This is a genomic window from Clavibacter michiganensis (assembly GCF_002151125.1).
GTDB lineage: Bacteria > Actinomycetota > Actinomycetes > Actinomycetales > Microbacteriaceae > Clavibacter > Clavibacter michiganensis_C.
The window spans coordinates 360,507-377,978 of record NZ_MDJZ01000017.1 but is presented as its reverse complement, the minus strand read 5'-3'; the positions used below and the strand labels follow the sequence as shown (position 1 = coordinate 377,978).

Below are 17,472 nucleotides of genomic sequence, written 5' to 3'. Positions count from 1 at the left end.
ACGCGCTGGTGGGGTCTCAGCGACCGCTTGCAGCGGAGAGCGCCGCTTCCGCGAGCCGACGGTAGAGATCGCCCACCTCGACGCCCGCCGCCGCGAGCCCCTGGGGAAGCAACGAGGTCTCGGTGAGACCGGGGATGACGTTGACCTCCAGGAACCACGGCTCGCCGGCGGCATCGATGATGAGGTCGACGCGTGACATCTGCCCGATGCCCAGGGCTCGGTGGATCCCCACCGCCGTCTCCGCGACCGCTGATGTCGCTCCGGCGGAGATGCGGGCGGGAGTGTAGAAGCGGGTCAGGCCCGCGTTGTATCGCGCTTCATAGCCGTACACACCCGACGTCGGGACGATCTCCGTGGCGGGGAGTGCCGTCGGACCGTCCCCGGTGTCGAGGACGCCGATGGCGACCTCAGTGCCCTCGACCAGCTGCTCGATGAGGGCGACGTCGCCGTAGGTGTAGGCGTCGACCATCGCGCGGGGGAGGGCATCGGCGTCGTGCACGATCGTGACGCCCTGCGCCGAGCCGCCGCGCGCGGGCTTGACGGCATAGGGGGCGGGGATCGCCTCGGTCACCAGACGGAGCACGGCAGCCGCCCCGAGCTCGCGGAACGTGTCCTTCGGCAGGGTCACGGATCGCGGCGTCCGGAACCCGGCCGACTCGGCCAGCGCCTTCGCCGTGGGCTTGTCCCAGGCCAGCCGCGCGGATCGCGCGGACGAGCCGACGTACGGGACGCCGGCGAGCTCCAGGAGACCGAGGAGCGCACCGTCCTCGCCGCTCGCCCCGTGCAGCACGGGCCAGACGACGGTCGGCGGCGTGTCCCGCAGGAAGTCGAGGAGCGTGGCGTCCGGATCCCGCAGGGAGGCCTGGACGCCGGCACCGCGCAGCGCATCCGCGACTCGACGACCGCTGCGGAGCGACACGTCGCGCTCATGGGAGATGCCGCCGGCCAGGACGACGACGGAGAGGGGCTCGTGTGCGGTCATGATGCTCGATCCGGTTGCGGTCGGTGTCCGTGGACGCGGTGGCGGAGGGTCAGTCGATGTCGGGCGGCGGTGTGACGACCGAGGTCGTGGGACGCGAGGAGAGCGCGCCCGTGCCCGAGAACGTGGTGAGCAGGTCCATCTCGTCGTCGATCACGCCCGCCATGCGTCGGATGCCCTCACGGATCCGGTCGGGCGTCGGGTAGCAGAACGACAGGCGGATGGCATCCCGGCCGCGCCCGTCGGCGTAGAACGCGGTACCCGGCGTGTAGGCGACGAGCGCCGTGACGGCGCGGGGGAGCATCTGCTTGGAGTCGAGCTGCTCGGGGAGCTTCAGCCAGACGTAGAAGCCGCCGTTGGGGACTGTCCAGGACAGGCTGGGCAGGTGCTCCTGGAGGGCGGAGAGCGTGGCGTCGCGGCGTTCGCGGTACACGCCGCGGAAGGTGTCGATCTGGCCCTTCCAGTCGGAGGCGTGCAGGTACTCGGAGATGATCAGCTGGCTGAAGGAGCTGGGGGAGAGGACCGCCGACTCCTGGGCGAGGATGAGCTTCTCGCGGATCGCGTGCGGGGCGAGCGCCCAGCCGACCCGGAAGCCCGGTGCGAGCGTCTTGGAGAACGAGCCGAGGTAGATGACGCCCTCGTCGTCGAGGCTGCGCATGGCGTCCGGCGCGGGCCGGTCGAACCAGAGCAGGCCGTAGGGGTTGTCCTCGAGCACGAGGATGTCGTTCGACCGGCAGATCTCCAGGATCTCCGGGCGTCGGGCGGCCGACATGGTGACGCCCGCCGGGTTGTGGAAGTTGGGGACCGTGTAGAGGAACTTGATGGTGCGGCCCTCGCCGCGGATCCGCGCGATGGCCTCGCGCAGCGCCTCAGGGACGAGGCCGTCGTCGTCCATCACGACGTGCTCGACGACGGCCTGGTAGCTGCGGAAGACGCCGATGGCGCCGACGTAGCTGGGGGCTTCGGCGAGGATCACGTCGCCCGGGTCGATGAAGAGCTTGGTGACGAGGTCGAGGGCCTGCTGCGAGCCCGTGGTGGTGACGATGTCGTCGACGCTGCCGCGGATCCCCTCAAGCGCCATGATCTCGAGGATGTCCTCGCGGAGCTCGGGCGTGCCCTGGCCGCCGCCGTATTGCAGCGCGACCGGGCCGCGTTCGCGCATGACCTTCTCCATCGCCGTGACGATGAGCTCCTGGGGGAGGGCGGAGACGAACGGCATGCCGCCGGCGAGCGAGACGACCTCGGGGCGGGAGGCCACGGCGAAGAGGGCGCGGACCTCGGAGGCGCTCAGGCCGGAGGTCCTCTCCGCGTAGTGGGGGAACCAGGGGTCGAGGTTGGTGCCCGCGGATTCGCGGGGGCTGCCTGCAGGTGTCACGTCACGTCTCTCACTGTCCGATTGCCGACCAGCCTAACGGGCGGCGGCCGGGATCCCCGTGGGTCACCGTCAGCCGGGCCGGCGGTGACGGCGGGACGACGGAGGGCCCGGCACCTCGCGGTGCCGGGCCCTCCGGTGGTGCTCGTCGCACGAACGGCGCGAGCGGGTGCTACTTGAGGAACTCGGCGAACTCCTGCTCGAGGGCCGGCTTCGGCTTGGCGCCGATGACGGTCTTGACGACCTCGCCCTTCTGGAAGACCTTCATGGCCGGGATCGAGGTGATCTTGTACTTCATGGCGATCTCGGGGTTGTCGTCCACGTCGATCTTGACGAGCTCGATGCCGGGGTTCTCGGCCGCGATCTGGTCGAGGACGGGGGAGACGGCCTTGCAGGGGCCGCACCAGGGCGCCCAGAAGTCGACGATGATGGTCTTCTCGGCGTCGAGGACGTCGGCCTGGAAGCTGGCGTCGGTGACGTCGCGGGAGTGGGACATGAGTGCTCCTTCGTGTGGTTCGGTGGCCCGGGCGGATCCCGGGGCCTTCGCTGTCGGTGGGGCGCTGCGTCGCGCCCGTTTCTACTGGTGCTCGGCGCCGACGAGCTCGCCGTCAGGATCCACCGCGCTGCCGGCCGCCGGAGCGCCGTGACCCGCGGGGCCGTCCGGCCCGTCGGAAGCGGCGTCGAGCAGGGTGTCGGGCAGTGACGCGAGGAAGTGCTCGGCGTCGAGCGCCGCGACCGTGCCCGACGCGGCGGCCGTGACGGCCTGGCGGTAGGTGGGGTCGATGACGTCGCCGGCGGCGAAGACGCCCGGCAGGTTGGTTCGCGAGGAGCGGCCCTCGACGGCGATGGTGCCCTCGGTGGTGAGCTCCAGCTGCTGGTGGAAGAGGTGCGTACGCGGGTCGTTCCCGATGGCGATGAAGAGGCCCTCGAGCGCGAGCGGCCGCTGCTCGCCCGTGACGGTGTCCTCGAGCACGACGCCCTCGACCTTCTCGCCGCCCGTGATGTCGACCACCTGCGCGTTCCAGACGAACTCGATCTTGGGGTTCTCGAACGCGCGGTCCTGCATGATCTTGGAGGCGCGCAGCGTGTCCTTGCGGTGGATCACGTACACCTTCTCCGCGAAGCGCGTGAGGAAGGTCGCCTCCTCCATGGCGCTGTCGCCGCCGCCGACGACCGCGATGGTCTTCTGGCGGAAGAAGAACCCGTCGCACGTGGCGCACCACGAGACGCCGTGGCCGCTGAAGCGGTCCTCCGCGGGGAGGCCGAGCTTGCGGTACGCGGATCCGGTCGCGGCGATGACCGCGAGGGACTCGTGCACGTCGCCGTTGCCGAGCGTGACGCGCTTGACGTCGCCCGTGAGCTCGACGGACGTGACGTCGTCGAGGACGACCTCGGTGCCGAAGCGCTCGGCCTGCGCCTGCATCGCCATCATGAGGTCGGGGCCCTGGATGCCGTCGGTGAAGCCGGGGTAGTTCTCGACCTCGGTGGTGTTCATCAGCTCGCCGCCGGCCTCGACCGAGCTCGCGATGAGGAGGGGCGTGAGGTTGGCGCGCGCGGCGTAGATGGCGGCGGTGTACCCGGCCGGACCCGAACCGATGATGATGATCTGACGCACGACGGCTTCTCCTCCACTGCTCGGCGGGGCGCCTTCCCGGCACCCGCTCACCTCTGCAACAGACCCACGGTAGCGGCTATTCCTCCACCTCCACCGGGCGGGGGCGCGGGCCCGGAGACGTGTCCGCGCGGGGCAGGACGCCCTCGGCGCGGCGGGTCAGCGGCGGCGGATGCGGCGCAGCACGGGGCCCGCGAGCTGCTGCAGCTCCGACGAGTGCATGGCGGCCAGGGCGGCGAGGTAGACGGCCGTCATGACGGCGGCGAGCGGGATCCCGACGAGGAGCGCCTGCCCCTTCGACGCGACGCCGATCCCCTCGAACGCGCCGCCCGAGACGAGGGCGAGCAGCCCGATGCCGACGAGCGCGGTCGGCACCGCGGCGACGGCGAAGCGCACGGCGCTGCGGAGGATCCGACGACCGTCGATGCGGCCGATGCGCCGGCGGAGGAGGACGGCGGCGAGCACGGCCTGCCCGGTGACGGTGACGGTCTGCAGCACCGCGAGCCCGACGCCGATCAGCTCGACGGGCTGCTGCGAGATGACGAGCGCGCCGGCGATGAACAGCACGACCTGCGCGCACTGGATGAGGAACGGCGTGCGCGTGTCCGAGAGCGCGTAGAACGCGCGCTGCAGCACGAACAGGGTGCTGAACGCGGGGAGCCCCAGGATGAAGGCGATGAGGACGACGCCGTAGCCGCGCACCTCGCCGATGTCGCCCGAGACCATCACGCGCGCCACGGGTCCCGCCAGCACGGCGATGAGGGCCGTCGAGAGGACGGTCATCAGGGCGACGAGCCGGACGGCGGAGGAGAGGTCGGCCCGCATGCTGTCGTGGTCGCCCTCGCCCGCGTGCGTGCTCATGCGCGTGAAGTACGCGGTGGCGATGGAGACCGCGAAGATCGAGTGCGGGAGCATGAAGAACAGCCACGCGTTGAGCAGGATGGTGCTCGACGGGCTGTCCGAGGTGGCCGCGATGTTCGCCACGTTCGACTGCGCGATGCCGGCCAGCTGCGTGACGACGAGCATGCCGAAGGTCCATCCGGCGAGGCGGCCGGCCGTGCCGAGGCCGACGCCGCGCCAGGCGAAGTCGAAGCGGAACCGCAGTCCGACGCGGCGCCAGAACACGAAGAGGATGAGCGCCTGGGCGACGACGCCGAGGGTCGCGGATCCGGCCAGCACGATGATCTTGTCGAGGCTCCAGTCGTCGACGGGGCGGCTGCCGGATCCGAACATCGCCTGGAAGACGAGGAGGCCGGCGATGGCGACGACGTTGTTGAGGACGGGTGCCCACGTGAACGGGCCGAAGGACCCGCGCGCGTTCAGCACCTCGCCGAGCACGGCGTAGAGCCCGTAGAAGAGGATCTGCGGCAGGCACCAGTAGGCGAAGGCGACGACGAGCGCGAAGACGTCGGGCGGCAGCGTCGCCGCGTAGAGGCGCGAGATCACGGGGGCGCCGACGGTCGCGAGGATCGTGACGCCGCCGAGCACGACGATCGCGATGGTCACGAGCTTGTTGATGTAGCCGGCGCCGCCGTCCGCGTGCTTCGCCGCCCGCACGACCTGCGGGACGAGCACGGCGTTGAGGACGCCGCCCGCGATGATCACGTAGATGTTGTTCGGGAGCTGGTTCGCGTTCGAGAAGGCGTTGGAGCTGCCGAGGGTCGCGCCGATGGTCTGCAGCAGCACGATGGCCTTGACGAAGCCGAGGATGCGCGAGACGAAGGTGCCGGAGGCGAGGAGCGCGGACGCGCGCCCGATGCCGCCGCGGGGAGCGGGGGCGGCGGTCACGCGGCGCCCCAAGTGGCTGCAGGCGGCGCGATCCGGTCAGTCATCGATCTCCTCGGGCAGGCCGGCGAGCTGCCGGGCGCGGGCGCGGCGGCGCTTGCGGATGCTGCGGAACAGGCCGAAGCCGAACAGGAGGGCGACGGCCGCGACGAACAGCGTCGTCACGACGGCCTCGAACCCGGCGCGGATGAAGAGCTCGACGGGCGCGCTCTCGCCGATCTGGACGGAGCCGTCCTCGGTCGTGAGCCGCGCGGTGACGACGACGTCGCCGTTCGAGATGGAGGTGATGGGAGGCCGTGCCGACGCGCTGCCGTGCGCGGGGACGGTCACGAGCGCGGAGTCGTCGACGCGGATCCGGCCGCTCCCCGCGATGATCGACAGCCGCACGGTGACGGCCTGGTCGAGCTCGTTGCTGACGTTGATGAGGAGGCTCGTCGTGTCGCTGATGACGGTGTTCTGACGGGTGGTGATGGCGACCGACCCCAGCAGTCCGTCGGCCTGGGCCGTGTAACCGTCCTGGACGGTCAGCTGCCCATCCGGGTCGTCGCGCCAGCGGTTGGCGAGGGTGGCGAGCAGCAGCATCCGCTGCTGCCCCGTGACGAGCTCGGGGCGCTCGACCGCCCTGGCGAACGCGGCGACCTGCGCCTCGAGCGACATCGCGTCCGCCACGCGCTGGACGCGTGCCGGGTCCTCCGGGTGGTCCACGACCTGGAGGGACGTGGGTGCGCTGCCGAGAGCCGTGCCCACCTCGGCGGTGTCGCTGTAGGGGAGGGCCTGGATCGCGTCGAGCAGCTGCCCGAGGCGCCCGCCGGAGGCCGCCCATCCGCGCTCCAGGCCCGCGACCACGACGTGGCCGTCGGCAGCGCGCGCGTCGGCCGCGAGCGTCGCCGAGAGCTGGGCCAGCGCGATCCCGAACGCCTCGTCCGTCTCGGCGGAGAGCGCGCGGTCGACGAGGGCGGAGACGCGCGCGTCCGTCACGAGCACGGTCATGTCGCCGACGTTCCCGGTCGCACCGACGGGCGCCGAGCTCGTGGACTGCACGTCGCCGCTCGCGAGGACCGCGGTGGTGGTGCCGCTCGCGGCCAGGACCCCGAGGTTGTTCGACGTGACGGTGCCGGCGGCGGGCCAGGAGACGCCGGAGATCGTGTAGTCCCAGGCGGTCAGGTCGGCGAGGCTCGGGACGGGTGCGAGCGCCGGCGTGGTGGGCGCCGGGCTCGGCTCGGGCTCGGAGGGGTCGACCGTCTCGGCGGGGGACGCCGTGGCGGCCCCGGCCACGGCGGATCCGTCGCGCGTGCCGCTCGCGGCGGGGGACTCCGTGGCCGAGGGGGTCTCGGATGGCGTCGGGCTCGGGGCGGGGCTCGAGCCCGGCGCCGCGAACCGGCTCGCCTGCACGGCGTAGGTGGAGTCCGTGGGCGTCAGGAGGGTCGCGGCACCCGCCTGCGCCTGCACGGCGACGTCGGCGTCGGCCCATGCCAGCTCGAAGGTCTGGTTCGGCATCTCGCGGAGGCGCTGCAGCCACTCGACGGCGGATGCGGGGGCGTCGGCCCCGAGGATCCGGATGGACGCGATGATCCTCGGATCGATGCCCACCGCGACGGGCCGGCCGTCGACCGCGTCGAGCTGGCGCGTGAGCGTGCCCGTCGGCGCCGTGTAGGTCGCCAGGGCCTCGGCGTCTACGAAGTCCGAGGCGCTCGGCGGGACGGTGAGCGGCATGACGGCCGCGACCGGGACGGGAGCCGGATCTGTGCCCGGACTCCACACGACCGCCCCGCGACCGGTCGCCACGTCGGCGCCGCCGGCCTCGAGCTCCGCCGTGAGCCCGCGCGGCCCGAAGCCGCCGCGGCTGCCCTGCAGCGCCACGGTCGCCGACGGCACCGTCAGGGACACGTCGACCGTGCCGCCCGCGGGCACCTCCGGGGTGTCCGCGCGGCCGATGCGCGGGCCGGTGCGCGTGTTCGCGTCCGTGGACGCCGTGTCGAGCCACCCGTCGAGCTTCGCGCGGGTGTCGAGGACGGTGCGGTTGAGGTCGAGGTCGATGCGCCCGGCCGGCACCGCGGACTCCGTCGCGTTGACCACCGAGAAGGTGACCGCGAGGTCCTCGCCGGGGGCGAGCCTCCCCTCGGCCGAGGGCGTGACGGTGAGCGTCACGCCCTCTGTGGCCGCGTGCGCCGGGGTCGACGGACCCGCGGCCGTCCCGGCGGCGAGCGTCCCGGCGGCGACCGTGACGCACACGAGGGTGGAGATCGTGCGTCGGGCGGATCGCCGGATCAGCCGGAGGGCTCTGTCCGTGCGGGTGTGGCCGGCGTCGTCTCGAGGCGCGGCGTGCATCTGGCGATTCTAAAGCGCCGGCCCCGCGCGACCCGTGTGCGCTCGCCGTGGACGCCGGATGCGGGTGGCTGTCCCGCCGTAGACTGTCCGACCATGCACAGCGTCGCACAGGCCCTCGAGCGTCTCCGCGAGCTGGCCGCATCGCCCCCGGTCGCCGTGCTCGCGCGCGCCTTCCACGAGGCCGGCCACGAGCTCGCCCTCGTCGGCGGACCGGTGCGCGACGCCTTCCTCGGCCGGGCCGCCACCGACCTCGACCTCACCACCGACGCGCGGCCCGACCGCATCCTCGAGATCGTGAAGCCCGTCGCCGACGCCCACTGGGACATCGGCCGCGCGTTCGGCACGATCGGCGCGCGCGTGAGAGGGGAGCAGGTCGAGATCACGACCTACCGCACCGACCAGTACGACGGCGTCTCCCGGAAGCCCGAGGTCGAGTTCGGCTCCTCGCTGGAGGAGGACCTCGTCCGCCGCGACTTCACCGTGAACGCGCTCGCCGTGCGCCTGCCGCAGGTCGTGCTCGTGGACCCGTCGGGCGGCATCGACGACCTCCTGTCCCAGGTGCTCCGCACGCCCGTCGCGCCCGAGGTCTCGTTCGGCGACGATCCGCTCCGCATGATGCGGGCGGTCCGCTTCGCGTCCCAGCTCGGCTTCCGCCTAGAGGACGCCGCGCTCGCCGCCATCCGCGACATGGCCCCGCGGATCCTCGACATCTCGGTCGAGCGCGTCAGCGACGAGCTCTCCAAGCTGCTGCGCACCCCCGAGCCGCGCGCGGGTCTCGACCTGCTCGTGGAGGGCGGCCTCGCGGAGCACGTGCTGCCCGAGCTCCCCGCGATGAAGCTCGAGGCCGACGAGCACCACCGCCACAAGGACGTCTACCAGCACTCCCTGCAGGTGCTCGACCAGGCCATCGACCACGAGCGCTCCCGCCACCCGGGCGAGGCGCCGGATCTCGTCCTCCGCCTGGCGGCGCTCCTGCACGACATCGGCAAGCCGTCCACCCGCCGGCTCGAGCCCGGCGGGGTCGTCACCTTCCACCACCACGACGTGGTCGGATCCAAGATGGCCAAGCGCCGCCTCCGCGCCCTCCGGTTCGACAACGACACGATCGCGTCGGTCGCCCGCCTCATCGAGCTGCACCTCCGCTTCTTCGGCTACACGGAGGGCGGCTGGACCGACTCCGCCGTGCGCCGCTACGTCCGCGACGCCGGCCCCGAGCTCGAGCGCCTGCACATGCTCACGCGCGCCGACGTCACCACGCAGAACCGCCGCAAGGCCGACCGCCTCGGCTTCGCCTACGACGACCTCGAGGCCCGCATCGCGGAGCTCGCCGAGCAGGAGGAGATGGCGGCCGTGCGGCCCGACCTCGACGGCGAGGCGATCATGCGGGTCCTCGACGTGCCGCCGGGCCCGGTGGTGGGCCGCGCCTACCGCTTCCTCCTCGAGCTGCGCCTGGACGAGGGGCCGCTCCCGGAGGACGAGGCCGAGCGCCGCCTCGTCGCGTGGTGGGCCGCCGAGCGGGCCTGATCCGCATCACGGCGCCACGCGGCCTGGTGCGACCCCTCCCCATCCGGTAGTCTTGCGAGGTTGTCCGCCCGGCAACGGGATTCCCCTGCCCCGCGCGGACAGATGCACATACCCTCCTGTCGCAGATCGTCTGCGACCGTTCAAGTCCGAAGGAGGTGGGTTAGTGACGCATCAGTACGAACTCATGGTGATCCTGGATCCCGAGATCGATGAGCGCACCGTCGCTCCCAGTCTCGACAAGTTCCTCAACGTCATCCGCACCAGCGGTGGCACCGTCGACAACGTCGACGTCTGGGGCCGTCGTCGACTGGCGTACGAGATCAACAAGAAGAACGAGGGCATCTACGCCGTCGTGCAGCTCACCGCCACGAGCGAGGCCACGCAGGAGCTCGACCGCCAGCTGGGTCTCTCCGAGGCCGTCATGCGCACCAAGGTGCTGCGTGCCGAGGAGGCCATGGCCATGGTCGCCTCCGCCGCGAAGCTCGCCGACGAGAAGGCCGCCCGCAAGGCAGCCGCCACGTCCAAGGCCGCGGACGCCGCACCTCCGGCTCCCGCCACGGACGCCGCTCCGGCGACGCCCGGCAAGCCGGCAGCGCAGGCTGCTTCCAGCGAGAAGACCGGGGAGTAGTCGATGGCCGGCGAAACCATCATCACGGTCGTGGGCAACCTCACCAGTGATCCGGAGCTGCGGTACACGCAGAACGGGCTGGCGGTAGCCAACTTCACCATCGCATCCACGCCGAGGTCCTTCGACCGCGCGAGCAACGACTGGAAGGACGGCGACGCCCTCTTCCTCCGTGCCAGCGTGTGGCGCGAGTTCGCCGAGCACGTGGCGTCCTCGCTCACGAAGGGCTCGCGCGTCGTCGCGACCGGCCGGCTCAAGCAGCGGTCGTACGAGACGAAGGAGGGCGAGAAGCGCACCTCCATCGAGCTCGAGGTCGACGAGATCGGCCCCTCGCTCCGCTACGCGACCGCGCAGGTCACGCGCGCGGCCGGCGGTGGCGGCAACTCCGGCGGAGGCAACTCCGGTGGCGGTGGCCGCGGCCAGTTCGGCGGCGGGCAGCCCCAGCAGCAGCAGGTGGCCGAGGAGCCGTGGGGCACCCCCGCGAGCTCCGGTGGCAACTCCGGCGGCGGCGACGGCGGTTGGTCCAACCCCGGCAACTTCAACGACGAGACGCCCTTCTAGGGCTCGTCGCACTACGTACGAAAGACAGGAAGAATCATGGCTGGAAAGAGCAGCGGCGACCGCCGCAAGCCTCTCCGCGGAGCCAAGGGCGGCAAGAACGCCGCCCCGGCGAAGTCCATCCGCGTCGGCGTCATCGACTACAAGGATGTCGCCACCCTCCGCAAGTTCATCTCCGAGCGGGGAAAGATCCGCGCTCGTCGCATCACCGGTGTCTCGGTGCAGGAGCAGCGCCTCATCGCGCGCGCAGTCAAGAACGCGCGTGAGATGGCACTTCTCCCCTACGCCGGCTCCGGCCGTTAAGGGGTAATGGAATGTCGAAAGTGATCCTCACGACCGAGGTCTCCGGCCTCGGTTCCCCCGGAGACGTCGTCGAGGTCAAGAACGGGTTCTCCCGCAACTACCTCGTGCCCCAGGGCTTCGCGGTCATCTGGAGCCGCGGCGGCGAGAAGCAGATCGAGCAGATCAAGGCCGCGCGTGCCGCTCGCGAGCACGCGACCATCGAGGAGGCGCAGGACCTCAAGAGCCGCCTCGAGGCCAAGATCGTCAAGCTGACCGTCAAGGCCGGCCAGGGCGGGCGCCTCTTCGGCTCCGTCAAGACGTCCGACATCGCCAAGGCGGTCGAGGAGTCGGGCATCGGCCAGGTCGACAAGCGCAAGATCGAGATCCCCAACGCCATCAAGGCCACGGGCAACCACGAGGCCACGATCCGGCTCCGTGACGACATCGTCGCCACGATCAGCCTGCAGGTCGTCGCCGCGAAGTAACGCAGCACGAGATCGATGGCGGTGGGCTCTTGGAGCCCACCGCCATCGGCGGTTAACCGGCCGGTCAGAGGGCACCGGATCCCCAGGCCCATCCACAGGCCCGGCCCTAGCAGACGAACTCTCAAGCCCTGGTGCAGACTAGTTTTCCCACATCGGGTGTGGAACTTCTAGGCCCTGGTCAGAACTGCATTCCGTCCTGAAATATGCCGGTAGTGCACAGGCCCATCCCCAGGTACTCCACACGATCCCCGGCGTTTCGCCCACTTTGTCCACACCCTCGTCCACAGGCGCATTTGGTGCCGTGGGGGGTCGATCCATATCGTGGGGCAGCGCCCGTCGAACGGGTCGCGAGAGGACCCGTGAGCGGTCCGGTCGACCCCGTCCCGGGCGGTGTCGGAGGTCCGAGCTAGAACGGTCGTGCGGGCGCATCCGCCCAGCCGTCCGAGGGGAGCCGCACGTGTCCATCGCCCATCTGGGTCTCGCCGGCGAACGCGACGAGCGCGACAAGCGCGCCGGCCACGAGCGCACGCCGCCGCACGACCTCCTCGCCGAGCAGAGCGCCATCGGCGGCATGCTCCTCAGCAAGGACGCCGTCGCCGACGCGGTCGAGCAGGTGCGGGCGATCGACTTCTACATCCCCAAGCACGAGATCATCTTCGACGCGATCCTGTCGCTGTACTCCCACGGCGAGCCGACGGACGTCATCGCGGTCACCGACGAGCTCACGAAGCTCGGCGAGCTCAGCAGGGCCGGCGGCGCCGACTACCTCCATACGCTCACGAGCGTGGTGCCCACGGCGGCCAACGCGGGCTTCTACGCGTCCATCGTCGCGGAGAAGGCGGTGCTGCGGCGCCTGGTCGAGGCCGGCACCCGCATCGTGCAGATGGGCTACGCCAGCGAGGGCGAGGTCGTGGACCTCGTGAACAACGCGCAGGCCGAGATCTACGGCGTCACGGGCGGCGTCGAGGCCGAGGACTACGTGCCGCTGACGGACGCGGTCACCGTCGCCATCGACGAGATCGAGGCGGCCAAGGGCAAGGACGGCCAGATGACCGGCGTGCCCACGGGCTTCGCCGACCTCGACGCGCTCACGAACGGCCTGCACCCCGGCCAGCTCATCATCGTCGCGGCGCGCCCCGCGCTCGGCAAGTCGACCCTGGCGCTCGACTTCGCCCGGGCCGCGAGCATCAAGTACGACATGCCCTCCATCTTCTTCAGCCTCGAGATGGGGCGCAGCGAGATCGCGATGCGCCTGCTCTCCGCCGAGGCCTCCGTGCCCCTGCAGAGCATGCGCAAGGGCACCGTTGACGCGCGGGACTGGACCACCATCGCGCAGACCCGCGGCCGCATCAACGACGCACCGCTCTACATCGACGACAGCCCGAACATGACGCTCGTCGAGATCCGCGCCAAGTGCCGCCGGCTCAAGCAGAAGGTCGGGCTGAAGCTGGTCGTCATCGACTACCTGCAGCTCATGACGAGCGGCAAGAAGGTCGAGTCGCGCCAGCAGGAGGTCTCCGAGTTCTCGCGTGCGCTCAAGCTCATGGCGAAGGAGCTGCAGGTTCCCGTCATCGCGCTGTCGCAGCTGAACCGAGGGCCGGAGCAGCGCGCCGACAAGATGCCGGCCATCTCCGACCTCCGTGAGTCCGGATCGCTCGAGCAGGACGCCGACATGGTCATCCTCCTGCACCGCGAGAGCGCCTACGAGAAGGACAACCCGCGCGCGGGCGAGGCCGACTTCATCGTCGCCAAGCACCGCAACGGCCCGACCGGCACCATCACGGTCGGGTTCCACGGGCACTTCTCGCGCTTCGCGGACATGCCGGCGGGCGGGTAGCTCCTTCCGCGGCTGGTGTCGGCGTCCGGGCCGTCCGCCGCGATCCGGAACGGCGCGGGGAGCTCGTGGGCGACGGCGGACGCGCGCGCCGAGCAGGGGCTCAGGGTGCGAAGTAGAGGTGGGCGTGCGCGGCGCAGCCCGGATTGAAGGCGGCGCCGCAGCTCGGGCAGGCATCGGCCGCGAGGTACTCGGGCACGCTCATGGTCGCGCGGCAGACGCCGCAGAGCGCGGCGGGCAGGTGGTGCTCGGCGCGCGGGATCACCTCGAGCGGGTGGTCGGCGACGGCGGCGTGGCAGAGGTGGCACGGGTACCAGGCGTCGCAGCAGGGGGCGCGGAGGGCGACGACGTCGAGGGCGGATCCGTAGTGGACGCAGCGGGTCTGGGCGTCGATGGCGGGGCCGAGCACGACGATGGCCGAGGCATGCGCGCCCCCGTCCCGGCCGACGGCCCCGGAGGAGATGGCCGACGCGTCGGTGCCGACGGACGCGTCCACGAGGTCGTGACCGGTCATGGAGGTCACGCTCGTACGGCTCGGATCAGCGCTCGACCTGTCGTGACCGGCTGAGGGGGTCACGACCGGCTCCGCGGGATCACACGTCCGCCGTCATGCGTCCGGCAGCGCCGTCGCGGCGTCGACGAGGGTGAGCTCGGGGCTGTCGCGCTCGATGGCCTTGAGGCGCCACGGGGTGGTGATCAGGGCGATGTGGGTGCCGTCCGAGCGGACGAGGACCTCGACGCCGATCGTCTTCGCGAGGGCCGGTGCGGATGCCGCGTCGGTGATGCGCGCCACCTGGTACTCGAGCGGCTCCATCCGCAGAGGTGCGCGGAACTCGTTCGTCATGCGCTCGACGACGACCTCGAACTGCATGGGGCCGACCGCGCCGAGGACCGGTGCCTGGTCGCCGCGGAGGTCGGAGCGCATCACCTGGATGACGCCCTCGTGGTCGAGCTGCTCGATGCCCTTGCGGAACTGCTTGTGCGTGCTCGTGTCCTTGGAGCGCACCACGCGGAAGAGCTCGGGCGCGAACTGCGGGAGGCGCGGGAAGGTCACGGGCGCGCCGTCGAAGAGCGTGTCGCCGACGCGGATGTTGGAGGCGTTGACGAGGCCCACGACGTCGCCCGGGTAGGCGTCGTCGACGGTGGAGCGCTCGCGGCCGAAGAGCTGCTGCGCGTACTTCGTGACGAAGGGGCGGCCGGTCTGGGCGTGCGTGACGGTCATGCCGCGGTGGAAGACGCCCGAGCAGATCCGCATGAACGCGAGGCGGTCGCGGTGCGCGGTGTTCATGCCCGACTGCACCTTGAAGACGAAGCCGGAGAAGTCCTCCTCGACGGGGCGCGTGCGGTCCTTGTCGTCGGGGCGCGGCTGCGCGGCGGGCGCGATGGCGTCGAGAGCGTCGAGGATGTGGGTCACCCCGAAGTTGAGCACCGCGGCCGCGAAGAGCACGGGCGTGGTGCGGCGGGCGAGGAACGACTCCTCGTCGTGGTCCTGGCCCTCCTCGTGCAGCAGCTCGCTCTCCTCGACCGCGTCCGTCCATGCGGATCCGGCCGCGGCCAGGGCCTCCTCGGGCGACATGCGGGTCTCGGGGGCGATGCTCGCGCCGCCGGCCGTGCGCGTGAAGTGCACGCACTCGCCGGTGGAGCGGTCGACGACGCCGAAGAAGGCGCCGGACTCGCCGACCGGCCAGGTGAGCGGGGTGGGCAGGAGGCCCGTCCGCTCCTTGATCTCGTCCATGAGGTCGAGCGGCTCGCGGCCGGGGCGGTCCCACTTGTTGATGACGGTGATGATCGGGATGCGGCGCTGCCGGCACACCTCGAACAGCTTCATGGTCTGGGTCTCGAGGCCGCGGGAGGCGTCGACGAGCATGATCGCGGCGTCCACCGCGGAGAGCACGCGGTAGGTGTCCTCGGAGAAGTCGGCGTGGCCGGGGGTGTCGACGACGTTCATCACGGTGTCGCGGTGGGTGAACTGGATCGCGGCGGAGCTCACGGAGATGCCGCGCTCCTTCTCCATGTCCATCCAGTCGGAGACCGTGGACTTGCGGCCCTGCTTGCCGTGCACGGCGCCCGCGGATCCGATGGCGTGCGCGTGCAGCAGCAGCGCCTCGGTGAGCGTGGACTTGCCCGCGTCGGGGTGGGAGATGACGGCGAAGGTGCGACGACGCGACGCCTCGCGGAGCACGGGGGAGGCGGACGCCGAGGCGGGCGCGCGGGGAGGGGTGATGGTCGACACCTCCCCATGGTACGAGGCCGTCACGTGAGGGTCCGCGCCGGGCAGGGCCCGCGGGCCGCGCCGGTCAGCGCGCGCGGAGCCGGTCGAGGAACTCGTCGGCCATGGCGAGGTGCTCCGCGAGGCGGCGGCGGCGCTCCTCGGCGTCCACGACGAACGCGGCGAGGTCCGCACGGAGCGACGCGGTGTCGTCGTCCGGCCCGGCGGCGTCGAGGGCGTCCGAGACCTCGAGCAGGCGCATCATCTCCTCCAGGGAGAAGCCGAGCGGCTTCATCCGGCGGATGAGGAGGAGCCGTTCCAGGTCCTCGTCCGTGTAGAGGCGGAAGCCGCCGTCGGAACGGCCGGACGGGCGCAGGAGCCCGGTCTCGTCGTAGTGGCGGAGCGTGCGGTGCGAGAGGCCGGTGCGCTCGGCGAGCTCGCCGATCTGCATGGTCGCGGGGCCGACAGGGCGCGTCATGCGTGCCTCCAGACGGGCTCTCCCGGGTCAGGAGAGGGTGGGCGGGGTGCGGCCGGGTGACCGCATCCGGTCATTCTCCCGGATCGGGGGCGTCGGGGCACCGCCCCCGTCCGGGCGGCGTCGGCGCGGCGGCGGGTCGGCGCGGAGGCCCCCGAGCCGTCTCCCGCGGCCCGGCCGGACGACCGCTCGTAGGATCGGGCTCATGAGGATCGCGTTCGTCTCGCTGCACACGTCGCCGATCCAGACGCCCAGCACCGGCGACGCCGGCGGGCTCAACGTCTACCTCCTGGAGCTCGCGCGGAGCCTGGGGCGGCAGGGGCACGAGGTGCGGCTGATCACGCGGGCCGCGGATCCGGCGGACCCCGAGGTGCGGGACGTCGCGCCGGGCGTGGAGCTGGTGTCGCTGCGCGCGGGGCCGGCCGGCCCGCTCGCGAAGGAGGAGCTGCCCGGGATCACGGGGGCGTTCGCGGACGCGCTCGCCGCGCTGCCGCCGGCCGACGTCGTGCACGCCCACTACTGGCTGTCGGCCGTGGCGGCGCTGCCGGTCGCGCGCGCCTGGGGCGTGCCGCACGTGCTGACGCTGCACTCGGTGTCCGCGGGCAAGAACCGGCGGCTGGTGGCGGGGGACACCCCGGAGCCGGCGGCCCGGCTCGCGGACGAGGGGCGGCTCGTGCGCGCGTCGGACCTCGTGGTCGCGTCCGCGGAGTCGGAGAAGCGGCTGCTCGTGGAGGAGTACGACGCGGATCCCGCCGCCGTGCACGTCGTGGCGCCGGGCGTGGAGGGGGCGTTCCTGCGGGAGCCGTCGGGCCGCGACGGCGGCGGGCGGGCGCGGATCGTGCTGCTCGGGCGGATCCAGCCGCTCAAGGGGCAGGACGTCGCGCTCCGGGCCCTCGCCCTGCTGGAGCCCGCGACACGGCCCCTGCTCGTGATCGCCGGCGGCGTCTCGCCCGGCCGGGACGCGTACGCCGCGAGCCTGCACGCGCTCGTGCATTCGCTCGGCCTCGAGGACGACGTCGTCTTCGCGGGCGCGCTCGACCGGGCCGCGACCGCGCGGACGCTCGCCGGGGCGCACCTCGCGCTCATGCCGTCGGCGGCGGAGACCTACGGGCTCGTGGCGCTCGAGGCGGCCGCGTGCGGCACGCCCGTCGTCGCGTCGCGGACGGAGGGGCTCGTCGACTCGGTGCGGGAGGGCGTGAGCGGCGTGTTCGTGCCGTCGCGGGATCCCGCGGACTGGGCCCGGGCGATCCGCGACCTGCTCGCCGACCGGCCCGCCCTCGCGCGGCTCTCGGCGTCGGCGCGGGCGCATGCGGCACGACGCACGTGGGACGTCGCGGCGGAGGACGTCGCGGGGGAGTACCGCGCGCTCCAGCGGCGGATGGCGGTCGCGGGGAGCTGACGCGC

The 17,472-nt window shown here is 72.1% G+C and carries 15 protein-coding genes and 1 pseudogene; 7 read left to right on the top strand and 9 right to left on the bottom strand.

Going from position 1 to position 17,472, the window contains the following annotated elements; all coding sequences use genetic code 11:
* Positions 1 to 16: 16 nt before the first annotated feature.
* From BFL37_RS13805 to BFL37_RS13780, 6 genes are all read right to left on the bottom strand, one after another.
* A complete protein-coding gene (locus BFL37_RS13805; protein ID WP_086515650.1) occupies positions 17 to 982 on the bottom strand; it encodes a D-alanine--D-alanine ligase family protein in 966 nt (321 codons plus the stop codon).
* 49 nt (positions 983 to 1,031) lie between these two features.
* Positions 1,032 to 2,354, bottom strand: a complete 1,323-nt coding sequence (locus tag BFL37_RS13800; protein WP_086515649.1) for a PLP-dependent aminotransferase family protein — start codon at positions 2,352 to 2,354, stop codon at positions 1,032 to 1,034.
* Between the two features lie 169 nt (positions 2,355 to 2,523).
* On the bottom strand, positions 2,524 to 2,847 hold the full coding sequence (gene trxA / locus BFL37_RS13795; RefSeq protein WP_086515648.1) for a thioredoxin: 324 nt from the start codon (positions 2,845 to 2,847) through the stop codon (positions 2,524 to 2,526).
* Between the two features lie 81 nt (positions 2,848 to 2,928).
* Complete coding sequence (gene trxB / locus BFL37_RS13790; RefSeq protein WP_086515647.1) at positions 2,929 to 3,966, bottom strand: thioredoxin-disulfide reductase; 1,038 nt, start codon at positions 3,964 to 3,966, stop codon at positions 2,929 to 2,931.
* A 156-nt stretch (positions 3,967 to 4,122) separates the two neighbouring features.
* Positions 4,123 to 5,751 carry a murein biosynthesis integral membrane protein MurJ gene (gene murJ / locus BFL37_RS13785; RefSeq protein ID WP_086515646.1) on the bottom strand — a complete coding sequence of 543 codons (1,629 nt, stop codon included), beginning with the start codon at positions 5,749 to 5,751 and terminating at the stop codon, positions 4,123 to 4,125.
* A gap of 36 nt (positions 5,752 to 5,787) precedes the next feature.
* The gene (locus BFL37_RS13780) at positions 5,788 to 8,076 is read right to left on the bottom strand and encodes a DUF6049 family protein (protein ID WP_086515645.1); all 2,289 of its coding nucleotides are present in this window, start codon (positions 8,074 to 8,076) and stop codon (positions 5,788 to 5,790) included.
* 93 nt (positions 8,077 to 8,169) lie between these two features.
* Between BFL37_RS13780 and BFL37_RS13775 the strand changes: the two genes are divergently transcribed.
* The 6 genes and pseudogenes from BFL37_RS13775 (at position 8,170) to dnaB (ending at position 13,387) form a co-directional block, all read left to right on the top strand.
* Positions 8,170 to 9,600 carry a CCA tRNA nucleotidyltransferase gene (locus BFL37_RS13775; RefSeq protein WP_086515644.1) on the top strand — a complete coding sequence of 477 codons (1,431 nt, stop codon included), beginning with the start codon at positions 8,170 to 8,172 and terminating at the stop codon, positions 9,598 to 9,600.
* 184 nt (positions 9,601 to 9,784) lie between these two features.
* Positions 9,785 to 10,129 (top strand): annotated as a pseudogene (gene rpsF / locus BFL37_RS13770) (30S ribosomal protein S6); the annotation flags it as partial.
* A gap of 102 nt (positions 10,130 to 10,231) precedes the next feature.
* Positions 10,232 to 10,786 (top strand): single-stranded DNA-binding protein, encoded by a 555-nt coding sequence (locus tag BFL37_RS13765; RefSeq protein ID WP_086515642.1) that lies wholly within the window; start codon positions 10,232 to 10,234, stop codon positions 10,784 to 10,786.
* 36 nt (positions 10,787 to 10,822) lie between these two features.
* Entirely contained in the window at positions 10,823 to 11,086 is a 264-nt protein-coding gene (gene rpsR / locus BFL37_RS13760; RefSeq protein ID WP_012039648.1) for a 30S ribosomal protein S18, read from the top strand.
* 11 nt (positions 11,087 to 11,097) lie between these two features.
* Positions 11,098 to 11,550, top strand: coding sequence for a 50S ribosomal protein L9 (gene rplI / locus BFL37_RS13755; RefSeq protein WP_012039647.1), 453 nt, complete (start codon positions 11,098 to 11,100; stop codon positions 11,548 to 11,550).
* Between the two features lie 457 nt (positions 11,551 to 12,007).
* On the top strand, positions 12,008 to 13,387 hold the full coding sequence (gene dnaB, locus BFL37_RS13750) for a replicative DNA helicase (RefSeq protein WP_012039646.1): 1,380 nt from the start codon (positions 12,008 to 12,010) through the stop codon (positions 13,385 to 13,387).
* A gap of 100 nt (positions 13,388 to 13,487) precedes the next feature.
* Here the strand turns inward: dnaB and BFL37_RS13745 are convergent, their stop codons facing one another.
* The 3 genes from BFL37_RS13745 to BFL37_RS13735 all read right to left on the bottom strand — a co-directional run bounded on the left by BFL37_RS13745 (position 13,488) and on the right by BFL37_RS13735 (position 16,071).
* Complete coding sequence (locus BFL37_RS13745) at positions 13,488 to 13,898, bottom strand: CHY zinc finger protein (RefSeq protein ID WP_346962708.1); 411 nt, start codon at positions 13,896 to 13,898, stop codon at positions 13,488 to 13,490.
* Positions 13,899 to 13,991: 93 nt separating this feature from the next.
* Positions 13,992 to 15,617 (bottom strand): peptide chain release factor 3, encoded by a 1,626-nt coding sequence (locus BFL37_RS13740; protein WP_086515641.1) that lies wholly within the window; start codon positions 15,615 to 15,617, stop codon positions 13,992 to 13,994.
* 64 nt (positions 15,618 to 15,681) lie between these two features.
* Positions 15,682 to 16,071 carry a MerR family transcriptional regulator gene (locus BFL37_RS13735; protein WP_086515640.1) on the bottom strand — a complete coding sequence of 130 codons (390 nt, stop codon included), beginning with the start codon at positions 16,069 to 16,071 and terminating at the stop codon, positions 15,682 to 15,684.
* Between the two features lie 202 nt (positions 16,072 to 16,273).
* On the opposite strand from BFL37_RS13735, the gene BFL37_RS13730 reads away from it, so the two are divergent.
* The gene (locus tag BFL37_RS13730; RefSeq protein ID WP_086515639.1) at positions 16,274 to 17,467 is read left to right on the top strand and encodes a glycosyltransferase; all 1,194 of its coding nucleotides are present in this window, start codon (positions 16,274 to 16,276) and stop codon (positions 17,465 to 17,467) included.
* The last annotated feature ends 5 nt before the right edge of the window (positions 17,468 to 17,472 follow it).